19 protein-coding genes are annotated in these 18730 nt (G+C 65.5%); 13 read left to right on the forward strand and 6 right to left on the reverse strand.

What is annotated here, in order from left to right; all coding sequences use genetic code 11:
• From Q8Q53_RS01840 to Q8Q53_RS01850, 3 genes are all read right to left on the reverse strand, one after another.
• Window positions 1-426 (reverse strand): PEP/pyruvate-binding domain-containing protein (locus tag Q8Q53_RS01840; protein WP_305700042.1); only part of this gene is annotated, 426 nt, incomplete at its 3' end.
• 53 nt (window positions 427-479) lie between these two features.
• Window positions 480-2780, reverse strand: a complete 2301-nt coding sequence (glyS, locus tag Q8Q53_RS01845) for a glycine--tRNA ligase subunit beta (protein ID WP_305700043.1) — start codon at window positions 2778-2780, stop codon at window positions 480-482.
• A 91-nt stretch (window positions 2781-2871) separates the two neighbouring features.
• The gene (locus tag Q8Q53_RS01850; protein ID WP_305700044.1) at window positions 2872-3774 is read right to left on the reverse strand and encodes a glycine--tRNA ligase subunit alpha; all 903 of its coding nucleotides are present in this window, start codon (window positions 3772-3774) and stop codon (window positions 2872-2874) included.
• A gap of 88 nt (window positions 3775-3862) precedes the next feature.
• On the opposite strand from Q8Q53_RS01850, the gene Q8Q53_RS01855 reads away from it, so the two are divergent.
• The 8 genes from Q8Q53_RS01855 (at window position 3863) to Q8Q53_RS01890 (ending at window position 9719) form a co-directional block, all read left to right on the forward strand.
• Window positions 3863-4798 carry a TraB/GumN family protein gene (locus Q8Q53_RS01855; protein ID WP_305700045.1) on the forward strand — a complete coding sequence of 312 codons (936 nt, stop codon included), beginning with the start codon at window positions 3863-3865 and terminating at the stop codon, window positions 4796-4798.
• Window positions 4788-5654 (forward strand): TraB/GumN family protein, encoded by an 867-nt coding sequence (locus tag Q8Q53_RS01860; RefSeq protein ID WP_305700046.1) that lies wholly within the window; start codon window positions 4788-4790, stop codon window positions 5652-5654. Before Q8Q53_RS01855 ends, Q8Q53_RS01860 begins: the two co-directional genes overlap by 11 nt.
• A gap of 80 nt (window positions 5655-5734) precedes the next feature.
• On the forward strand, window positions 5735-5929 hold the full coding sequence (locus Q8Q53_RS01865) for a helix-turn-helix transcriptional regulator (RefSeq protein WP_305700047.1): 195 nt from the start codon (window positions 5735-5737) through the stop codon (window positions 5927-5929).
• Window positions 5916-6350 (forward strand): hypothetical protein, encoded by a 435-nt coding sequence (locus Q8Q53_RS01870; protein ID WP_305700048.1) that lies wholly within the window; start codon window positions 5916-5918, stop codon window positions 6348-6350. Before Q8Q53_RS01865 ends, Q8Q53_RS01870 begins: the two co-directional genes overlap by 14 nt.
• Window positions 6351-6488: 138 nt before the next feature.
• Entirely contained in the window at window positions 6489-7085 is a 597-nt protein-coding gene (locus Q8Q53_RS01875) for a 50S ribosomal protein L25/general stress protein Ctc (RefSeq protein ID WP_305700049.1), read from the forward strand.
• A gap of 109 nt (window positions 7086-7194) precedes the next feature.
• Window positions 7195-7764 carry an aminoacyl-tRNA hydrolase gene (gene pth / locus Q8Q53_RS01880; RefSeq protein ID WP_305700050.1) on the forward strand — a complete coding sequence of 190 codons (570 nt, stop codon included), beginning with the start codon at window positions 7195-7197 and terminating at the stop codon, window positions 7762-7764.
• 96 nt (window positions 7765-7860) lie between these two features.
• Window positions 7861-8844 carry an SDR family oxidoreductase gene (locus Q8Q53_RS01885; RefSeq protein ID WP_305700051.1) on the forward strand — a complete coding sequence of 328 codons (984 nt, stop codon included), beginning with the start codon at window positions 7861-7863 and terminating at the stop codon, window positions 8842-8844.
• A gap of 143 nt (window positions 8845-8987) precedes the next feature.
• Window positions 8988-9719: a cistern family PEP-CTERM protein gene (locus tag Q8Q53_RS01890; protein WP_305700052.1), complete on the forward strand. Its 732-nt coding sequence runs from the start codon at window positions 8988-8990 to the stop codon at window positions 9717-9719.
• 48 nt (window positions 9720-9767) lie between these two features.
• Here the strand turns inward: Q8Q53_RS01890 and Q8Q53_RS01895 are convergent, their stop codons facing one another.
• Both Q8Q53_RS01895 and Q8Q53_RS01900 read right to left on the reverse strand, forming a co-directional pair.
• Complete coding sequence (locus Q8Q53_RS01895) at window positions 9768-11294, reverse strand: tetratricopeptide repeat protein (RefSeq protein WP_305700053.1); 1527 nt, start codon at window positions 11292-11294, stop codon at window positions 9768-9770.
• Window positions 11295-11392: 98 nt separating this feature from the next.
• Window positions 11393-11596: a hypothetical protein gene (locus tag Q8Q53_RS01900; RefSeq protein WP_305700054.1), complete on the reverse strand. Its 204-nt coding sequence runs from the start codon at window positions 11594-11596 to the stop codon at window positions 11393-11395.
• 124 nt (window positions 11597-11720) lie between these two features.
• Between Q8Q53_RS01900 and ychF the strand changes: the two genes are divergently transcribed.
• The 4 genes from ychF (at window position 11721) to Q8Q53_RS01920 (ending at window position 14963) form a co-directional block, all read left to right on the forward strand.
• Window positions 11721-12821 carry a redox-regulated ATPase YchF gene (gene ychF / locus Q8Q53_RS01905; RefSeq protein WP_305700055.1) on the forward strand — a complete coding sequence of 367 codons (1101 nt, stop codon included), beginning with the start codon at window positions 11721-11723 and terminating at the stop codon, window positions 12819-12821.
• A 35-nt stretch (window positions 12822-12856) separates the two neighbouring features.
• Complete coding sequence (locus Q8Q53_RS01910; protein WP_305700056.1) at window positions 12857-13174, forward strand: hypothetical protein; 318 nt, start codon at window positions 12857-12859, stop codon at window positions 13172-13174.
• 64 nt (window positions 13175-13238) lie between these two features.
• Window positions 13239-14501 (forward strand): hypothetical protein, encoded by a 1263-nt coding sequence (locus tag Q8Q53_RS01915; RefSeq protein WP_305700057.1) that lies wholly within the window; start codon window positions 13239-13241, stop codon window positions 14499-14501.
• A 3-nt stretch (window positions 14502-14504) separates the two neighbouring features.
• The gene (locus tag Q8Q53_RS01920; protein WP_371136485.1) at window positions 14505-14963 is read left to right on the forward strand and encodes a MaoC family dehydratase; all 459 of its coding nucleotides are present in this window, start codon (window positions 14505-14507) and stop codon (window positions 14961-14963) included.
• 689 nt (window positions 14964-15652) lie between these two features.
• Here the strand turns inward: Q8Q53_RS01920 and mutL are convergent.
• The gene (gene mutL / locus Q8Q53_RS01925; RefSeq protein WP_305700058.1) at window positions 15653-17458 is read right to left on the reverse strand and encodes a DNA mismatch repair endonuclease MutL; all 1806 of its coding nucleotides are present in this window, start codon (window positions 17456-17458) and stop codon (window positions 15653-15655) included.
• A gap of 184 nt (window positions 17459-17642) precedes the next feature.
• On the opposite strand from mutL, the gene Q8Q53_RS01930 reads away from it, so the two are divergent.
• Window positions 17643-18689, forward strand: a complete 1047-nt coding sequence (locus tag Q8Q53_RS01930) for a rod shape-determining protein (protein ID WP_305700059.1) — start codon at window positions 17643-17645, stop codon at window positions 18687-18689.
• The last annotated feature ends 41 nt before the right edge of the window (window positions 18690-18730 follow it).

The raw sequence follows: 18730 nt of genomic DNA on the forward strand, positions 1-18730 counted from the left end.
GAACCGGCGGTAGCTGTCCCACGCGAACCGTTCATCGCCCGATGACGCGGCCAGACCCTGCACGGTTTCGTCGTTGAGGCCGAGGTTGAGGACCGTGTCCATCATCCCCGGCATCGACACCCGCGCGCCGGAGCGGACCGAGACGAGCAGCGGATCGGCGGCATCGCCGAACTTCTTGCCGACGGCGGCTTCGATTTGGGTCAGCGCGGCAGCGACTTCGGCCTGGACGTCAGCGGAAAAGTCCCCGCCCTCGGCCAGATAGCGCACGCATTCTTCGGTGGTGATGGTGAAGCCCGGCGGCACCGGCAGGCCAATCCCGGCCATTTCAGCCAGATTTGCGCCCTTGCCGCCGACAATCGTCTTGTCCTTGGCCCTTGGGTCCTGATGAGTAACGCCGCCACCGAAAGTGAATACGTATGCAGTCATGGAAATCCGCCACTATCAGGAACCGCCGACTCACTGGACGGTGTGGCGCGTGACTAGCCTTCGATCCGCGAAAAGTCAGCCACTTTGTGCACCGCAGCACGGAAACTGGACAACAGCCCCAGTCGCGCCGCGCGCACCGCCGGATCATCGGCGTTGACCGTGACGCTTTCAAAGAACGAGTCGATCGGCGCGCGCAGCGAGGCCAGCGCCGCCATGGCGGCGGTGAAGTCCTCGGCCGCGATCGCCGCATCGGCCAGCGGCGCGGCGGCATCGAGCGCGGCGATCAGCGCGGCTTCGGCGGGTTCTGGGGCGGGATTGACGACCCCGGCGGCGAACTCTTCCTTCTTGAGGATGTTCGCGGCGCGCTTGTACCCGGCCAGCAGGTTGGTGCCGTCTTCCGATCCGACGAACGCTTGCAGCGCGTGGACGCGGGCGAGCAGGCGGACGAGATCGTCTTCGCCGCCGAGTGCGAACACGGCGTCAATCAGGTCGTGGCGGACGCCCGCTTCCTTTTGCTGGACCTTCAGGCGGTCAACAGCAAAAGTGACCAGCGCACGTTCACAGTCAACTTCACCTAGAATTTGCGGAGCAAGTCCCGTCTTTGCGCTACCGGAAGCCAGCATAAGCTCACCGTTAGACTTCACTTTGAAGTTCTTGGAATCTTCAAAGACGATCTCAACACCGGGGTAATGTTTTACAATCTCTAGCCAAAGTTCCATTTTGGTGAAAGACTTGAACAGTGAGTTATCCATGCATTGGATGTATGCCCACCATGCGTGAAATTTTATCGCAGGAAGCAGTAAGCGGGAAAGGCTGACGCTAATCAGATTTGTGATAATCAAAGCTTCAACGCTTAGAATTGCGCGGCGAAGTGCAAATGGATCCTTTGATCCACTCGGACGTTGATCAATAAGGAAGAACCCGGCCAGCGTATCCAGCTTGTCCGCCAGCGCCACCGCCACCGTCACCGGCGCGGTCGGCACATCGTCACCCTGCCCGACCGGCTTGTAATGATCACGGATCGCGTCGGCCACCGCATCGGGCAAGCCTTCGGCGCGGGCGTAGTAGCCGCCCATCAGGCCTTGCAGTTCCGGAAACTCCCCGACCATTTCGGTCACGAGATCGGCCTTGCACAGGCGCGCTGCCTGTTCGGCCATGTCCGCGAGGGCTTCGCGGGTCGGCACCTGCCCCTCCACCAGCTGCGCTGGTCCCCCTCCCCGGTTCGGGGAGGAAGCGGTGACGATGCCTTCCTCAACCAGCCAGCGGGCCAGCTTGGCGACCCGTTCTACCTTGTCGGCCACGGTGCCCAGCTTTTCGTGGAACGTGATCCGCTCCAGCTTCTTGGCCTGATCTTCCAACGAAACCTTGCGGTCCTGCTGCCAGAAGAAGCTGGCGTCGGACAGGCGCGCGGCCAGCACCTTGCGGTTGCCCGCGACGATGGCCGTGCCGCCATCGGCAGCCGCGATGTTGGCGGTGCAGACGAAGGCGTTGGCGAGTTTGCCTTCCGCTTCGCAGACGAAATACTTCTGGTTGGTCCGCGCGGTCAGCTGGATGACTTCGGGCGGGACTTCCAGATAAGCCTCATCAAACCGGCCGAGCAGCGGCACCGGCCATTCGGTCAGCCCTGCGTTCTCGATCACCAGCCCTTCGTCCTCCACCAGCGTCAGCCCTTCGGCGGCAGCGGCGGCCTTGGCGGCGGTTCGGATCAGGTCCTGACGCTCGGCATGATCGACGATCACGTGCGCGGCGCGCAGCTTGGCGGCGTAGTCGTCCACGCCATCAATCGCGATGTCGCCGTCCGAGTGGAAGCGGTGCCCGCGCGTGAGGCGACCGGCGGCGATCCCGCCGACTTCGCAGTCCACCACGGTCCCGTCGAACAGTGCAACGATGGCCGAGAGCGGGCGCACCCAGCGCAGGCTCTCGGTCGAGATCGAGGCAGCGCCCCAGCGCTGCGACTTCGGCCAGGGGAAGGCACGGACCAAGGCGGGAATGGCCTCGGCCAGCACTTCGGCAGTCGCGCGGCCCGGCTTTTCGGACACGGCGAACAGCACGCCGTCGCGTTCCACCAGCTGGTCTTCGGTGAGGCCGGTCTTGCGCAGGAACCCTTCGAGCGCCTGCGGCGGCGCGCCAACGCGCGGCCCCTTCACTTCTTCGCTGACGGCAGCGGTTGCCGACGGAAGATCGCGCGCGATCAGGGCCAGACGGCGCGGGGTGGACCACACGGTCACCGCGCCCAGCGTCACGCCCGCGTCGGCCATGGCCTTGCGGAACAGCTTTTCCAGATCGGCGCGCGCACCGGCCTGCATCCGCGCGGGGATTTCTTCCGAGCGCAGTTCGAGGAGAAAATCAGACATCAGGCAAAATCCCGTTCGGGCTGGGTGCAGCGTGTCTCGACTTCGCTCGACACGAACGGAGAGTGGTTGGCAGCGGAGATGGCTTGCAGCATCATACCGTCCACCCCGGAAACCTGGCTTCCCATTCGGGCGTGTTCTTTTCGATCCACGCCTGACAGCTGCCCTTGGCCAGATCGCGCACGCGGCCGATGTAGCTGGCGCGTTCCTGCACGGAAATCACGCCGCGCGCCTGCAGCAGGTTGAACAAGTGGCTGGCCTCGATCGCCTGGTCATAGGCGGCGAGCGGCACGGCGGCATCGATGCAGCGCATACACTCCGCCTCGGCCTTGGCGAAGCCGTCGAACAGGCTGGCGGTATCGGCCACTTCGAAGTTGTACTTCGAATGCTCCTGCTCGTTCTTCAGGAACACGTCGCCATAGCTGACGCCGTGGTCGTTGAAGCGCAGGTCGTACACCCGGTCCACGCCCTGAATGTACATCGCCAGACGTTCCAGCCCGTAGGTGATTTCGCCCGCGACCGGCTTGCAATCGAACCCGCCGACCTGCTGGAAATAGGTGAACTGGGTGACTTCCATCCCGTCGCACCAGACTTCCCAGCCCAGCCCCCACGCGCCCAGCGTCGGGCTTTCCCAGTCATCCTCGACAAAGCGGATGTCGTGGGCCAGCGGATCGATGCCGATGGCAGCAAGGCTTTGCAGGTAGAGTTCCTGCAGGTTCGCCGGGTTGGGCTTCAGGATCACCTGATACTGATAGTAATGCTGCAACCGGTTGGGGTTTTCGCCGTAGCGCCCGTCGGTCGGGCGGCGGCTGGGCTGGACATAGGCCGCGCTCCACGGTTCAGGCCCCAGCGCGCGCAGCGTGGTGGCCGGGTGGAACGTGCCCGCGCCCATCCGCATGTCATAGGGTTGCAGGATCAGGCAGCCCTGCGCGCTCCAGAAAGCATGGAGACGCAGGATCATGTCCTGAAAGCTGAGCGGTTTTGCCGGGTCTGACATGGCTGCGGCCTTTGGCGCACCGGCCTTGGCCGGTCAATATCCGCTTTGATTCATCGACGGACAGGAAAGCCGCGCTATATGCAGCGCTATGAACAGGATTACCCGGACATTCGCCGCCGCGCTGACGCTGATTGGCGCGCTTTCACTCGGCCCGGTGACGCTTGCGCAGCACGCCGGGCATGGGCTGGAAACGCTCGATCCCGCTGGCGCGATCACCATTCAGGAAGCGCGGCCCGCGCTGTGGAAAGTGGCGGACGCGGACACCACGATCTATCTGTTCGGGACGATCCACCTGCTGCCGCCGGGGGTCGAATGGTATTCCGGCGGGGTAGCGGCGGCGTTTGAAAGCTCTGCCGAACTCGTCACCGAAATCCCCGACCTGACGCTGGCCGAAACCCAGGAAGTGACGGTGCGGCGGGCGTTTCTGCCCAAGGGGAAGTCCCTGCGCCGACAAATGAGCAAGGCGCAGCTGGCAAAGTTCGACACCGCGTTGATGCAACTGAACCTGCCGCTCAACGCGTTCGATCAGTTCAAGCCGTGGTATGCCGCCGTGATGCTGTCGGTCGTGCCGCTGCAACGCGGCGGGTTCGATCTGGCCAACGGGGTGGAAGCACAGCTGGCCGCCCGCAACAAGGCGCGCGGCGCCCCCCGGATCGGGCTGGAAACGCTGGACTATCAGCTTGGCCTGTTCGACGGCCTGTCGCCCAAAGTGCAGAAGGAATACCTGCTGGCGGTGGTCGATGCCCTGCCGACAATCGACACCGAAGTGGGCAAGATCGTCAGCGCGTGGAGCGCGGGCGACGCCGAAGGGCTGGCCGCGCTGATGAACGCGGAACAGGAAGACCCGGCGATGATGCAGGCGCTGCTGACCGACCGGAACAAGGCCTGGGCCGCATGGCTGCGCGCGCGGCTCGATACGCCGGGAACGGTGTTCGTCGCGGTCGGCGCTGGCCATCTCGGCGGCAAGGACAGCGTGCAGGATTATCTGGCGCGCGGCGGGGTTGCGACGCAGCGTGTTCAGTAAGCGGGTTCTGCTGGCCGCAGCGCTGGCGCTCGCGGCTGCGGCCTGCAAGCCCGCGCCAGAGGTTACGCCCGCGATGTGGGAAGTGACCGGCCCGGCCGGGCAGCGCGCATGGCTGTTCGGGACGATCCACGCCCTGCCCGATCCGGTCGACTGGCGCTCCGACAAGGTTGAGGCCGCGCTGGCCGCGTCGGACCGGCTGGTGCTGGAAGTCGCGAAGATCAACGATGGCGCGGCGCTGGCGGGGACGTTCGCGCGGCTGGGCCAGTCCCCCGGCCTGCCGCCGCTGACCGCGCGGGTGCCGCCAGCCAACCGTCCGGCGCTGGAGCGCGTGCTGGCCGATCTGGGATTGACCGGCAAGCTGGACGGGCTGGAAACCTGGGCGGCGGCGCTGACGCTCCAGCAGGGGATTTCCGCGAAATCCGGGCTGGACAGCAGCAACGGCGTCGACCGCGCGCTGGTCCGCCAGTATCGCAAGGCGGTGGGCGAGTTCGAGGGCGCGGAAGCGCAGCTGGGCATCTTCGACCGGCTGGCCGAGGACGATCAGGTCGAACTGCTGCTGGCGGTGCTGCGCGGGGTGAAGGCTCCGCTGGATGATGCGCGGCGGATGGAGCAGGCCTGGGCCACGGGCGACATGGCCGCGATCACGGCCGAGACGAACCGTGATTTCCTGACCGACCCGGAACTCCGGGCCGCGCTGCTGACGGCCCGCAACCGGGCCTGGACCGAACGGCTGCGGCAGTTGATGGCGGCGGGCGAGCAGCCCTTCGTCGCGGTTGGCGCGGCGCATCTGGCCGGGCCGGAAGGCGTGCCCGCCTTGCTCGCCGCGCAGGGCTACACGGTGCGGCGGGTGCAGTAACTCAGCGCGGTGTCATGTTAACTTGACATCAAATCGAATCGCGCTATGTCATGTTTACCTGACATGACGAGTGAGCCAGAATGCACAACCGCGTAAGAGAACTGCGCACCGCGCGCGGCTGGAGCCAGGCTGAACTGGCTGGCCGCATCGACGTATCGCGCCAGGCCGTGAACGCCATCGAAACCGGCAAGCACGACCCATCGCTGACGCTGGCATTCAGGATCGCCCGCCTGTTCGACACTTCGATCGAGGAGATCTTTGATGACCAGGCCTGACCCCAATTCCGCCATTCCCGGCGAACAGCGCGCCCGCCTCCGCCAGCGCCGGGTGTGGCGCGCGATGCTGCTGCCCGGCCTTGCCGCCGTGGCCGTGCTCTATGCGGTGAGACAGGGGCTTGGCGGATCGATCTATACCGCGCCGGGTCAAATCCATCCGACGTTCGCAATCGTGTTCTCCGTGGTGGTGGCCCTGTTCGCGCTGATCGGGGCGTTCTGGCACCACCGCGCCATCGACGAGCAGGAAGAACGCGCGATCCTGTGGGGCAACACGGTCGGCTTCTATACGGCCGTGACGTCCGCCATGATCGTGCAGACACTGACCATGGCCCGCGTGATCGAGCCGGTTTCGCACATGACCATGATGCTGCTCGCGCTCGCGGCGTCGGTGGTCACGTACCTTTGGCACCGTTTCCGCTAGGCGGCGGACGGCGCGACAGCCGCAATTCCCTTGCTTTTCACCGCGCTTGCGGCTAATGGCCCGCGCTTCCCCGGCATGGTCATCCCTGGAGGCGTGGCCGGAGGAAATGGAACAATCTCGTTTTGAAAGGCAAATGCAATGAGCGATACTCTGCACCTGCCGGCTGAGACGCGCGAACGGGCTGGCAAGGGAGCCTCCCGTGCACTGCGTCGTGAAGGCCGCGTCCCCGCTGTTGTCTATGGTGGCAATGAAGAGCCCCTCGCGATCCACGTCGAGGAAAAGCTGCTGAACAAGCTGCTGGGCACCGGCCACTTCCTCAACTCGATCGTCGAGGTCGAAGTTGGCGGCAAGACCGTGAAGACGCTGCCGAAGGACGTCGCTTTCCACCCCGTCAGCTCGCGCCCGCTCCACGCGGATTTCCTGCGGCTGACCGGCAATGCGAAGGTTCACGTTGCCGTTCCGGTGATTTTCGCCAACGAAGAAGCCTCGCCGGGGCTGAAGCGCGGCGGCGTGCTGAACATCGTTCGCCACGAACTGGAACTGATCTGCGACGCGGACAAGATTCCTGACGACATCAGCATCGACGTTGCCGGGTTCGATCTGGGCGATTCGATCCACATCAGCCACGTCAAGCTGCCCGCCGGTTCGGCCAGCGCGATCACCGATCGCGACTTCACCATCGCCACGCTCGTTGCGCCTTCGGGCCTGCGTTCGGCGGAAGGTGACACGAACTAAGACGCGCACACGCATTGCCGCCTCTGCGCAGGCAGGGGGCGTTGTCCGGCATTGACCGGCCAAGGCCCCCGTCCGCGCAGGGGCGCTTTGCTGTTACGGAGGCGGTGTGATGCAACTGTGGGTCGGCCTTGGCAATCCCGGTCCGCAATATGCGCTGCACCGGCACAACATCGGCTTTATCGTGGCCGATACCCTTGCGGATTTTTACAGCTTCGGCCCGGTCCAGAAGAAGTTTCAGGGCTGGTTGCAGGAAGGCCGGATCGGCGGCGAAAAGATCCTGCTGCTCAAACCCGCGACCTACATGAACGAAAGCGGCCGCGCCGTGGGCGAGGCGCTGCGCTTCTACAAGCTTGGCACCGATGCGCTGACGGTGTTTCATGACGAGCTGGATCTCGCTCCGTTCAGGGTCAAGGTGAAGCAGGGCGGCGGCACCGCCGGCCATAACGGCCTGCGCTCGATCGACCAGCACCTAGGCGCGGAGTTCCGGCGGGTACGGCTGGGCATCGGCCACCCCGGCCACAAGGACCGCGTCACCGGTTACGTGCTGGGCAATTTCGCCAAGGCCGAAATGGACCCGCTGACCGACATGCTGGGCGCGATCGCGGGCGAGGCCGAATGGCTGGCCAAGGGCGACAACGCCCGCTTCATGAGCGACGTGGCGCTCCGTCAGCAAGACTGATTGCGTCAGCAAGACTGCCCCCCCCAGCCCTAAAGTTCACTCGACAGCGGCCGTCAGCCAACTATTCTCGCGCGCAAACCATGCCCGGAGAGCGCCATGCCTGAACTGACCCGCCGTTCGCTGCTTGCTGCCACCACCGCCGCCGCTGCGGCGGCCACGCTGCCCGCCAGCGCCGCCGATCCGGCCGCGCCCAGCCTGAAGGGCAAATCCGTGTTCATCACCGGTGCGTCGAGCGGGTTTGGCCGCGTTGGCGCGGAACATTACGCGCGGCTCGGGGCCAAGGTGTTCGCCACGATGCGCAACCTGCCGCGCCCAGAGGCGAATGAGCTGATCGAACTGGCCGCCCGCGAAAGCCTGGACATCACTGTTCTGCCGCTCGATGTGCAGTCCGACGCAGAGATTGCCGAGGCGGTCGGCACCGCCCAGCGGATGGCGGGCGGCGCGCTGGATATCGTCATCAACAACGCCGGAATTGGCGTCACCGGCCCGGTCGAAGTGCAGGACATGGCCGCCACGCAGCTGGCGTTCGATACCAACGTGTTCGGCGTGCAGCGGGTGATCCGCGCGGTCCTGCCCGCGATGCGCGCGCGCAAATCGGGGCTGATCTTCAACATCTCATCCCAGCTGGGCCGGGTCATCGCCCCGGCGGGCGGGCACTATTCCGCCACCAAGTTCGCGCTCGAAGCGCTGAGCGAGCAGCTCGCCTATGAACTGGCTCCGCACGGGGTAGAGGTCTGCATTATCCAGCCCGGCGGCTATCCCACCAAAGTCTGGGTCAACCGCAACCGGTATAACCTGGAACTGAAAGCCCGGATCGATGCCGAACGCGCCGCTGGCTATCCGGAACTGATCGCCCGGATGGGCACCGAAACCGGATCGGGCCGCAGCGCCGATCCCGCCGATGTCCCGCGCGCCATTGCCGAAATCGCCGCATTGCCCGCCGGACGCCGCCCGCTGCGCCGCGCGGTCCATCCCGGCAACAAGCCCCAGGAAGCCATCAACCGCGTCGCCGCCGAAACGCAGGTGGCCTGGCTGGGCAATTCACCGGTCGGGCCATGGGTCAAGGCCGTGCATGATTAACCACGAGGTCTGTCGATGCACTTTACAATCGCACCAGTCGCAGCGACCCGTTAACCAGTGAGGTGCTAGGAAATCCACGATTGGCACGGTGATTGCGTTGGAATCGGCAACGCTTACGTCAACCATTGCATTGGGGATTCAACATGAACATGACCGCAAAGCTGCTGCCCGCCCTAGCCGCCAGCCTGATGTTTACCGCAACGCCGGCCATGGCCGATGCGATCACGCTGGGTTCGGGCGACGTGGGCAAGTCGTTCACGTTCTCGTTCAACGGTTTTGCCGACAGCATGGAAATCGCCGATCTGACGTCTTCGGCGACGTTCACGCTGACCGGCTCGACCAGCACAAGCTATACGTTCAACTACTCGCTGAGCAACACGACGAGCGACCCGTTGACCTCGCGGGTCTCGTCGTTCGCCTTCAACACCGACCCCACCATTTCCAGCGCATCGTCGACCGGGGCGTTCAGCTATACCACGCTGAACTCGACTTATCCCAACGGCATCGGCGCGATCGACGTGTGCTTCAAGGACGCCAAGACCGGCAGCTGCGCTGGCGGCGGAAGCGGTGGCCTGCTGGACGGCGCGACCGGCACCGGCTCGCTCACCCTGAACTTCAGCCAGCCGCTGACATCGCTGACATTGAGCGATTTCTTCGTGCGGTATCAGTCGATCACCGGGGCGGGCAATGTCACTTCGGCCAGCGGATCGGGCACGCTCACCTCGACCTCGTCGGGCGGGACCACGTCCGGCGGCTCAACCTCGACGGGTGGGACTTCAGTTCCCGAACCGGGCATGGTCGGGCTGATGGGCGGCGCGCTGCTGCTGCTGGCGCTGCGCACCCGCCGCCGCCGCCTGACGTTCGCGGCGGCCTGATCTGACTAATCCAGCATTCTGACGGGGCGGCGCAGGGCAAAAATCCTGTTAGCCGCCCCGATTTTCTGCTTCGGCCAGATGGGCGCGGATTGCCGCGTTGCCCGGTGCTTTCTGGGCTGCCTTGCGCAACAGGGCCTTGCCCTGTTCCAGATCCTTGCCGGACCGGATCCGCACCCAGCCCGCCGTATCGAGCACCGAGGCATTGTCCGGGGCCAGCTTCAGCGCCTTGTCAGCCAGTTCGCGGGCGCGATCCAGATTGCCCAGCATCGCCTGGGCATAGGCCATGTTGTTGAGCACCAGCACGTTGCGGCCGTCGGTCACGGCCAGAATTCGATCATAAGCCACCGCCGCGCGCGCCCAGTTACCCGCTTTCATAGCGGCATCGCCTTCGGCCAGGTCCGCGCCCAGCGCCTGCGGGGACGGAGCCTTGGCCCGGTTCGCCAGCGAACCGGCATCGGGTGCGCCAGCCGCCTTGGCCAGGCGGGCGTAAAGCGCCAGTTCCTCGGGCCGCACCGCGTTGCCCTGCACGACCGGAGCAAACGTGCGCATCGCGGCACCCGGATCACCTGACCGGAACTGCGCCTCAGCCAGAATCCGCAAGGCCTCGCGGTTGTCGGGATTGGCGCGGGCGATCGGTGCCGCCTGCGCAATGGCAAGCTCGGCCTGCCCCAGATTGGTCAGGGCTTCGGCATAGATCAGACGCACCGGGTCCTGCTGCCCCAGCCCGGCCTCAACCGGCAGGATCGCCTGACGCACACCGTCCCAGTTCTTGCGCGATGCCGCGAGGCGGGCCTTGAGATAGGCCACGACCGGATCCTTCGGCGCAGCCGCTGCCAGCGGGGCCAGCGCCTGTTCCATCTCGTCAAACCGGCCCAGATCGCCAAGCACGGCGGCTTTTCCGGTCATCGCCGCGGTATTGCCCGGATACGTCTGCGCGGCCTTGGTATAACTGGCCAGCGCACGGGCCAGATCGCCTTGCCGGATCGCCAGCTCAGCACCGGTCAACTGCACTGCAAGCATTCCTGGCGCCATCGCCTGCGCCCTGGCGTGCATCGCCTGTGCACCGGCTACATCGTCGTTCAGCAGCAGCAACCGCGTGTAATCGGCGAATACCGCGCCGCTGCCGCCAGCCGCGACGGCCTGATCGAGATACCGGATCGCACCCGCCGCATCCTGTTTCTGCAGCGCTGCCGCAGCGCGCAGCCGGTTCGCCTCGACTGATCCGTCACCCGTCAGCAGCGTTACCGCAACATCGGGTGCCTTGCGCAGCAAGGCGGCCTCCGCCGCCAACTGGCCCAGCACGCCTTGCGGCGGCTTGTTCCCTGCCAGCCGCTCGACCGCGCTGCGCGCGCCTTCCCCGTCGCCCAGCGCCAGCAGCGTGCGGACTTGCAGTAATTGCAGCTCCCGGTCATCCGGGCGCACGGTCAGCGCGGCAACCAGACTGGTGCGCGCCGCGCCGTAATCGTTCGCGGCAAATTCGGTGCGCGCTTGCTGGGCGAGTTCCTCAGGGCTTTTCGCGCAGGCGGACAGCAGCAGGACGGCAGCGAGGGCGGAGATGGCGGCGTGTGTTTTCATGGCAGCATGATCGCACCCGGCGCTAAAGATTTCGTGAAACTGGCCAAACCGCCCGCCCCCGCTATGGGCCGCCGCATGATGGCAAGTCCAGGACTGAACTATCGCGCCTGCAACTGGCGGCGTACATAAGCGATGGCCGGATCATTCGGGGCCACCCGGATCAAGGCCTCCAGCGCGGCGAGATAGTTCTGCCGCGCGATTTCCTGACGGGCCGTATCGAGCCGCTCGGCGGGACTGGTTCCGCAAGCGGCAAGGATCAGCGCGCTGGTCAGCGGCAGCACAAGGCGGGTCAACCGGTTCATCACCCCTCCGCAATAGCCGCAATCCCTGAAATTTCGGTGAAGCCGCTGCGCTGGCCTTCCGCGAACTGGTCAAACCGCCCCGCCCCCGCTATGGGCCGCCGCAACACTTATACCGGAGAATGAAATGGGTTTCCGCTGCGGGATCGTCGGGCTGCCGAATGTTGGCAAGTCCACCCTGTTCAACGCACTGACCGAAACGCAGGCGGCGCAGGCGGCGAACTATCCGTTCTGCACGATCGAGCCGAACGTCGGCAACGTCGGCGTGCCTGATCCCCGGCTGGACCAGCTGGCCGAAATCGCCGGCAGCCAGAAGATCATCCCGACCCAGCTGGGCTTCGTCGATATCGCCGGCCTCGTGCGCGGCGCGTCGAAGGGCGAAGGGCTGGGCAACCAGTTCCTGGGCAACATCCGCGAAGTGGACGCGATCGTCCACGTGCTGCGCTGCTTTGAGAATGACGACATCCAGCACGTCGACAACAAGATCGACCCGGTGTCCGATGCCGATACGGTCGAGACCGAACTGATGCTGTCCGATCTGGAAAGCCTGGAAAAGCGGGTTCCCGCCGCCCAGAAAAAGGCCGCGCAGGGCGACAAGGACGCCAAGCTGCTCGCCGCCGTGCTGGCACCCGCGCTGGAACTGCTGCGCGCCGGCAAGCCTGCCCGGCTCGCCCGGCCGACCGACGAGGAAGAACGCCGCGTGTTCGACCAGGCCCAGCTGCTGACCGCCAAGCCGGTGCTCTATGTCTGCAACGTTGAGGAAACCAGCGCCGCGAACGGCAACGTCTTTACCGCCAGCGTGTTCGAAAAAGCCAAGGCCGAAGGCGCCGAAGCGGTGATCGTTTCCGCTGCGATCGAAAGCGAACTGGTCGGCATGGACGCCGAGGAACGCATGGTCTTCCTGGAGGAGATGGGCCTCCACGAAACCGGCCTCGCCCGCGTGATCCGCTCGGGCTATGAGCTGTTGCACCTGATCACATTCTTCACCGTCGGGCCGAAGGAAGCCCGCGCTTGGACCGTCCACAAGGGCGCCAAGGCCCCCGAAGCGGCGGGCGAAATCCATTCCGACATGCAGCGCGGTTTCATCCGCGCCGAAACCATCGCGTTTGACGATTACATCGCGCTGGGCGGGGAAACGGGCGCGAAGGAAGCGGGCAAGCTGCGGCAGGAAGGCAAGGAATACGTCATCGCCGATGGCGACGTCCTGCACTTCAAGTTCAACGTCTGATTGGCAACGCGCCGCGGCGGGACTATAGCGACATCATGCTGAGCCGGTTCCTCATGGCTGTCCTGATCGCGTGCCTCGCCCTCCCCGCGGCGGCCATGCCTTTGGCGCACCCTGCGGCACCGGCGGCGGAAGCGGTGATGGATTGCCACGGCAAGTCCGCTCCCGCCCCGGCGCACCACCCGCAGTCACCCGCCCCGATGAAGCATGACTGCATCGGCTGCATTGCCCCGCTGGGGTTCGTTCCGGCGGCGAGCGAACCGCTGGCCCTGCCCGGCCAGCCGCCGGTCCCGGCCCTGACCAGCGCTGCCGCGCTGGCCCGCAGCGGCCCGGATACACCCCCGCCCAAAGCCTGAACCGGTTACCTCTGGCCGCGCCCGACCGGGCCGGTCCCGTATTGCCGAACTTCAGGATATTCCAATGATTTACCGCACTCTGGCGGCGCTTGCCTGCGCCTCCGCCCTGTCGCCTCCCGCCTTCGCGCAGGAGCATGACCATTCGACCATGCACCACCCCGCCCCCGAAGCCGCGCACGCTGGCCATGCCAGCGCGGACCTGCCTTACGCCGAAGGGTCCGGCACCGCCCGCCTGCCCGGCAACGAGGGCGCGATGCAGGGGCTGCACATCAATGCCGGGGACTGGATGGTGATGGTCCACGGCAATGCCTCGCTCCAGTACACCGACCACGGCGGACCGCGCGGGGATGACAAGGCCCATGTCACTTCGATGGCGATGCTCAGCGCCACACGCGATACCGACTGGGGCAAGGTCCAGTTCAAATCGATGCTCAGCCTGGAACCGGCGATGGACCCGGCGGGCTATCCCAACCTGTTCGCAACCGGTGAGACCGCGCTGGGCCTGCCACTGATCGACCGCCAGCATCCGCATGACCTGTTCATGGAACTGGCCGCGCGGGTGGATTTCAACCTGGGGGACGGCTCGCTGTTCCTCTATGGTGGCCCGGTTGGCGAACCGGCGCTGGGGCCAAGCGCGTTCATGCACCGGGCCTCGGCCAAGTATAATCCCGAACCGCCGATCACCCACCACTGGTTCGATTCGACCCACATCACATACGGCGTCATCACCGCCGGGTACGCGGGCAAGGCGTTCCAGCTGGAAGCCAGCGCGTTTCGCGGGGCGGAGCCGGATGAACGGCGCTGGAACATCGAGACGCCCAAACTCGATTCGTGGTCGGTCCGCGCCACGCTGACGCCCAGCCCGCGCTGGGCGGTGCAGGCCAGCTATGGCCAGATCAAGCAGCCCGAAGCGCTCCACCCCGGTGAGGATGAGTACCGCTTCACCGCCTCGGCCCACTACGCCAGCGGCACGGGCGTGTCGGCGATGGCCGCGTTCAGCAACAAGGACCGCGTGCCGGGCCATTCGCTGACCGCATGGCTGGGTGAAGTGAACTGGGACCTTGATGCGCACAACAGTCTGTTCGGGCGGGTCGAGAACGTCGCCAATGACGAGCTGTTTCCCGATCACCACCACCCGCTGCACCACCAGACCTTCCGGGTCACCAAGTTCCAGGCCGGTTATGCCCGGCGCATCCCGCTGGGACCGGTCAGCCTCGCACTGGGGGGCAGCCTGTCCGCCTATGCCAAGCCAGCAGCGCTTGACCCGTATTACGGGAACAGCCCAATAGGCTACACGGTGTTTGCGAAACTGATGCTGGGGAACTGAAGGATGGATGACGGGCTGGTCTGTTTCGAGGATCTCGAAGTGGGGACAAAGGCGGCGTTCGGGCGTTACGAGGTAACGCGCGAGGAAGTGATCGACTTTGCCGGAAAGTATGATCCCCAGCCCTTCCATCTCGACGATGCCGCCGCAGGCGCCACCCACTTTGGCCGACTTTCGGCCAGTGGGTGGCACACCTGCGCCATGGTCATGCGGATGCTGGTGGACAACATTACCGAGCGCAAGCAGGCCGGGCTCGGCTCTCCCGGACTGGACGAACTGCGTTGGCTGCGCCCGGTCTTTCCGGGTGACGTCCTGCGCGTGGAAACCGAACTGACCTCCAAAAAGCAAAGCCAGTCACGCCCGGAAATGGGCAGCTTTCAGTCCACCGTGCGGGTGTTCAACCAGGACGACGTGGCGGTGCTGAGCATGAAATCCATCGGCCTGATCCGCGTGCGCGGGGATTGATCCGGGGGGTGCCCCCCACCTTCTCACCGCCTACCCCCCACCCCGCCCGTCCTGAACTTGTCGAAGGGCCGTCCTTGCCTTGGGTAAGTCACGGCAGAACCCCGGAAAAGCAGCCCTTCGACAAGCTCAGGACGAACGGGGTCTGGGGGAAGCGGAGGGACTTGGCCTGCCTGCGCCCACAAAACATCCCATCACCCTGAACTTGGTTGGCGCTTATGCCGTTTACATACGTTCCCACCACATGCGTCACCCTGAACTTGTTTCAGGGTCCATCTCTCCTCCTGCACGGACAGTGCGGGCCGAGAAATGGATGCTGAAACAAGTTCAGCATGACGGTTTAGACTTTACGGTGGCGAAGGGGATAAACGCCAACTTGGTTCAAGGTCCATCGTGCTGCAAATTCATGGGTGCGACGGCACGCACCCAAGCCGTCGCCATGCTTGCCCCCCGCACCCTCTGGACATGGCGAGACATGGACCCTGAAACGAGTTCAGGGTGACGAAAAGATCAGGGACTTGCCCTGCCTGCGCCCACAAAAATCCCGTCACCCTGAACTTGGTTCAGGGTCCATCGTGCCGCAAATTCGTCGGTGCGACGGCGCGCACCCAAGCCGTCGCCGTGCTTGCCCTCGCACCCTCTGGCCATGCCGAGACCTGGACCCTGAAACGAGTTCAGGGTGACGAGTATGGCTATTTCCGCCCGAACAGCTTCTCGATGTCGCCGTGCGCCAGCTTGACCCAGGTCGGGCGGCCGTGGTTGCACTGGCCGGAGCGCGGGGTAACTTCCATTTCGCGCAGCAGGGCGTTCATTTCCGCGACCGAGAGCGTGCGTCCGGCGCGGACCGAGCCGTGGCAGGCCATCGTTGCCAACACCAGATCGAGCCGTTCGCCCAGCAGCAATGCATCACCGTTCTGGGCCAGATCATCGGCCACGTCGCGGACCAGCGCCTGAACGTCGCTTTTGCCCAGCACGGATGGCACCGCGCGGACCAGCATCGCGGTCGGGCCGAACCGTTCCAGCGCCAGCCCGAATTCAGCCAGCTGGGCGCTGCGTTCCTCCAGCCGGTCGCAGGATGGTTCATCGAGTTCGACCACTTCGGGCAGCAACAGCGCCTGACTGGCGGTGACCGAACCTTGCGCACCCGCCGCTTTCAGCCGCTCCAGCACCAGTCGCTCATGCGCGGCGTGCTGATCGACGATCACCAGTCCGTCTTCAGCCTCAGCCACGATGTATGTGTTCGCGACCTGCCCGCGTGCGACGCCGAGCGGGTGCTGCGCGGACGGGGCGGGCGCGTCCTCGGCCACTTCGGCGCGGGCGGCGGGCGGGGCCATGACCGATTGCTCATAGCCGCGCCACGCCACCCCGGCATCGCGCACCGCCGCACTGGAGGGCGCATACTGGCGCGCGAACAGCGATGCCAGCGCCGGGGCGGGTTCGCTGGTGCGGGTGATCGGTTCGGCCTGCCAGTTGCCCATCGCGGGCGCGGCGGGGCCTTGGGCGCTGCGCTGCCCGGCGCTTTCCAGCGAATGGCGCAGGCCTGAAACAATGAACCCGCGCACGAACGCCGGATCGCGGAACCGCACCTCGGTCTTGGCCGGGTGGACGTTGACGTCGACGTCCTCGGGCGGAATGTCCAGGAACAGCGCCAGCACCGCGTGCCGGTCACGCGCCAGCATATCGGCATAGGCCCCGCGCACCGCGCCCACCAGCAGCCGGTCCTTCACCGGGCGGCCATTGACGAACAGGTATTGATGATCGGCCACGCCGCGATTGAACGTGGGCAGACCCGCCACGCCCGACAGCCTGGCCGATCCGCGCTCCAGCTCGATCACCACGCCATCCTCGGCCAGTTCGCGCGCGACCAGCTGCGCCACCCGGTGCGGCAGGGAATCGCCCGGCTGGACCGCCAGCACGCGGCGGCCATCGTGTTCCAGCACAAACCCCACGGTGGGCCGCGCCATGGCCAGACGACGCACCACATCCAGACACGCGGCATATTCGCTGCGGGCCGAGCGCAGGAACTTGCGCCGCGCGGGGATCTTGCCGAACAGATCCTCAACCCGGATCCGCGTGCCCGGCGGCAGCGCGGCGGGGCCATCGCCGGTGACGGCGCCGTGATCCACCACGCGCCGCCAGCCTTCCGCATTCCCGCGCGGGCGGCTTTCCAGCGTGAGCCGCGAAACGCTGGCGATGGATGGCAGCGCCTCCCCCCGAAAACCCAGCGTGGCGACCAGTTCGATCTGGTCATCCGGCAGCTTGGACGTGGCGTGGCGCTCCAGCGCCAGCGCGATTTCATCGGGCCGCATGCCGCAGCCGTCGTCGGTCACTTCGATCCCGTCCAGCCCTCCGCCGGTCAGCCGCACGGTGACTTGCCGCGCGCCCGCATCGATCGAATTTTCGACCAGTTCCTTCAGCGCCGAAGCCGGACGTTCCACCACTTCGCCCGCCGCAATGCGGTTGACCAGGGTATCGGGCAGGCGGCGAATGTCGGGCATCCCCCGTGCGTAGCGACGAGTTGCCGGAAATTCGAGATCAAGAGTGGGGAAAACCCCCGGTTTCAGCACAAATTTTTGGCCTTTCACCATGCCTTGCGCTAAGGCGGCGCCTCTTACGCTCACCCCTTCCCCGGAAACAATTGCGAATCGCGGGTTGTTCGGGGCAAAAAGTACGGACTTCTCAATGTCTTCGTTCCTGTCGCGCTTCTTTAAATTCGGCTCTCAGAACATGGCGATCGATCTGGGCACCGCCAATACGCTGGTCTACGTTCAGGATCGCGGAATTGTGCTGAATGAACCCTCGGTCGTGGCGATCGAAACGATCAACGGGATCAAGCGGGTCAAGGCCGTGGGCGACGACGCGAAAATGATGATGGGCAAGACCCCGGCCAGCATCGAGGCGATCCGCCCGCTGCGCGACGGCGTGATTGCCGACATCGAAGTCGCCGAAGAGATGATCAAGTATTTTATCCGCAAGGTCCACGGCAAGAAAAGCCTGCTGCGCTATCCGGAAATCGTGATCTGCGTGCCCTCGGGCGCGACCTCGGTTGAAAAGCGCGCAATCCGCGATGCTGCCAGCAACGCCGGGGCCAGCGCGGTCTACCTGATCCTGGAACCGATGGCCGCCGCGATCGGCGCGGACATGCCCGTGACCGAACCGGTCGGCTCGATGGTGGTCGATATCGGCGGCGGGACGACCGAAGTGGCCGTGCTGTCGCTGCGCGGCCTCGCCTATACCACATCGGTGCGCGTCGGCGGGGACAAGATGGATGAAGCGATCGTGTCCTACGTGCGCCGCCATCACAACCTGCTGATCGGGGAATCGACCGCCGAACGGATCAAGAAGGATTACGGCGTCGCCATGGTCCCGGCGGACGGGGTCGGGGAATCGATCCAGATCAAGGGCCGCGATCTGGTCAACGGCGTGCCCAAGGAAATCACCATTACCCAGGCCAACATCGCCGAAGCGCTGTCCGAACCAATCGGCGCGATTGTCGAGGGCGTGCGGATCGCGCTGGAAAACACCGCGCCGGAACTGGCCGCCGATATCGTCGATCAGGGCATTGTGCTGACTGGCGGCGGCGCGCTGATCAAGGGGCTGGACGAATACCTGCGTGAGGAAACCGGCCTGCCCGTCAGTGTCGCGGAAGATCCGCTTTCCTGCGTCGCACTGGGCACCGGGCGCGCCATGGAAGACCCGATCTACCGCGGCGTGCTGATCACGGCCTGAATGCTGGCGCCTGGCTCCAGCAGCGCCGGGCGGAAGGAGTA

The sequence above is a fragment of the Novosphingobium sp. genome (assembly GCF_030699305.1).
Lineage (GTDB): Bacteria > Pseudomonadota > Alphaproteobacteria > Sphingomonadales > Sphingomonadaceae > Novosphingobium.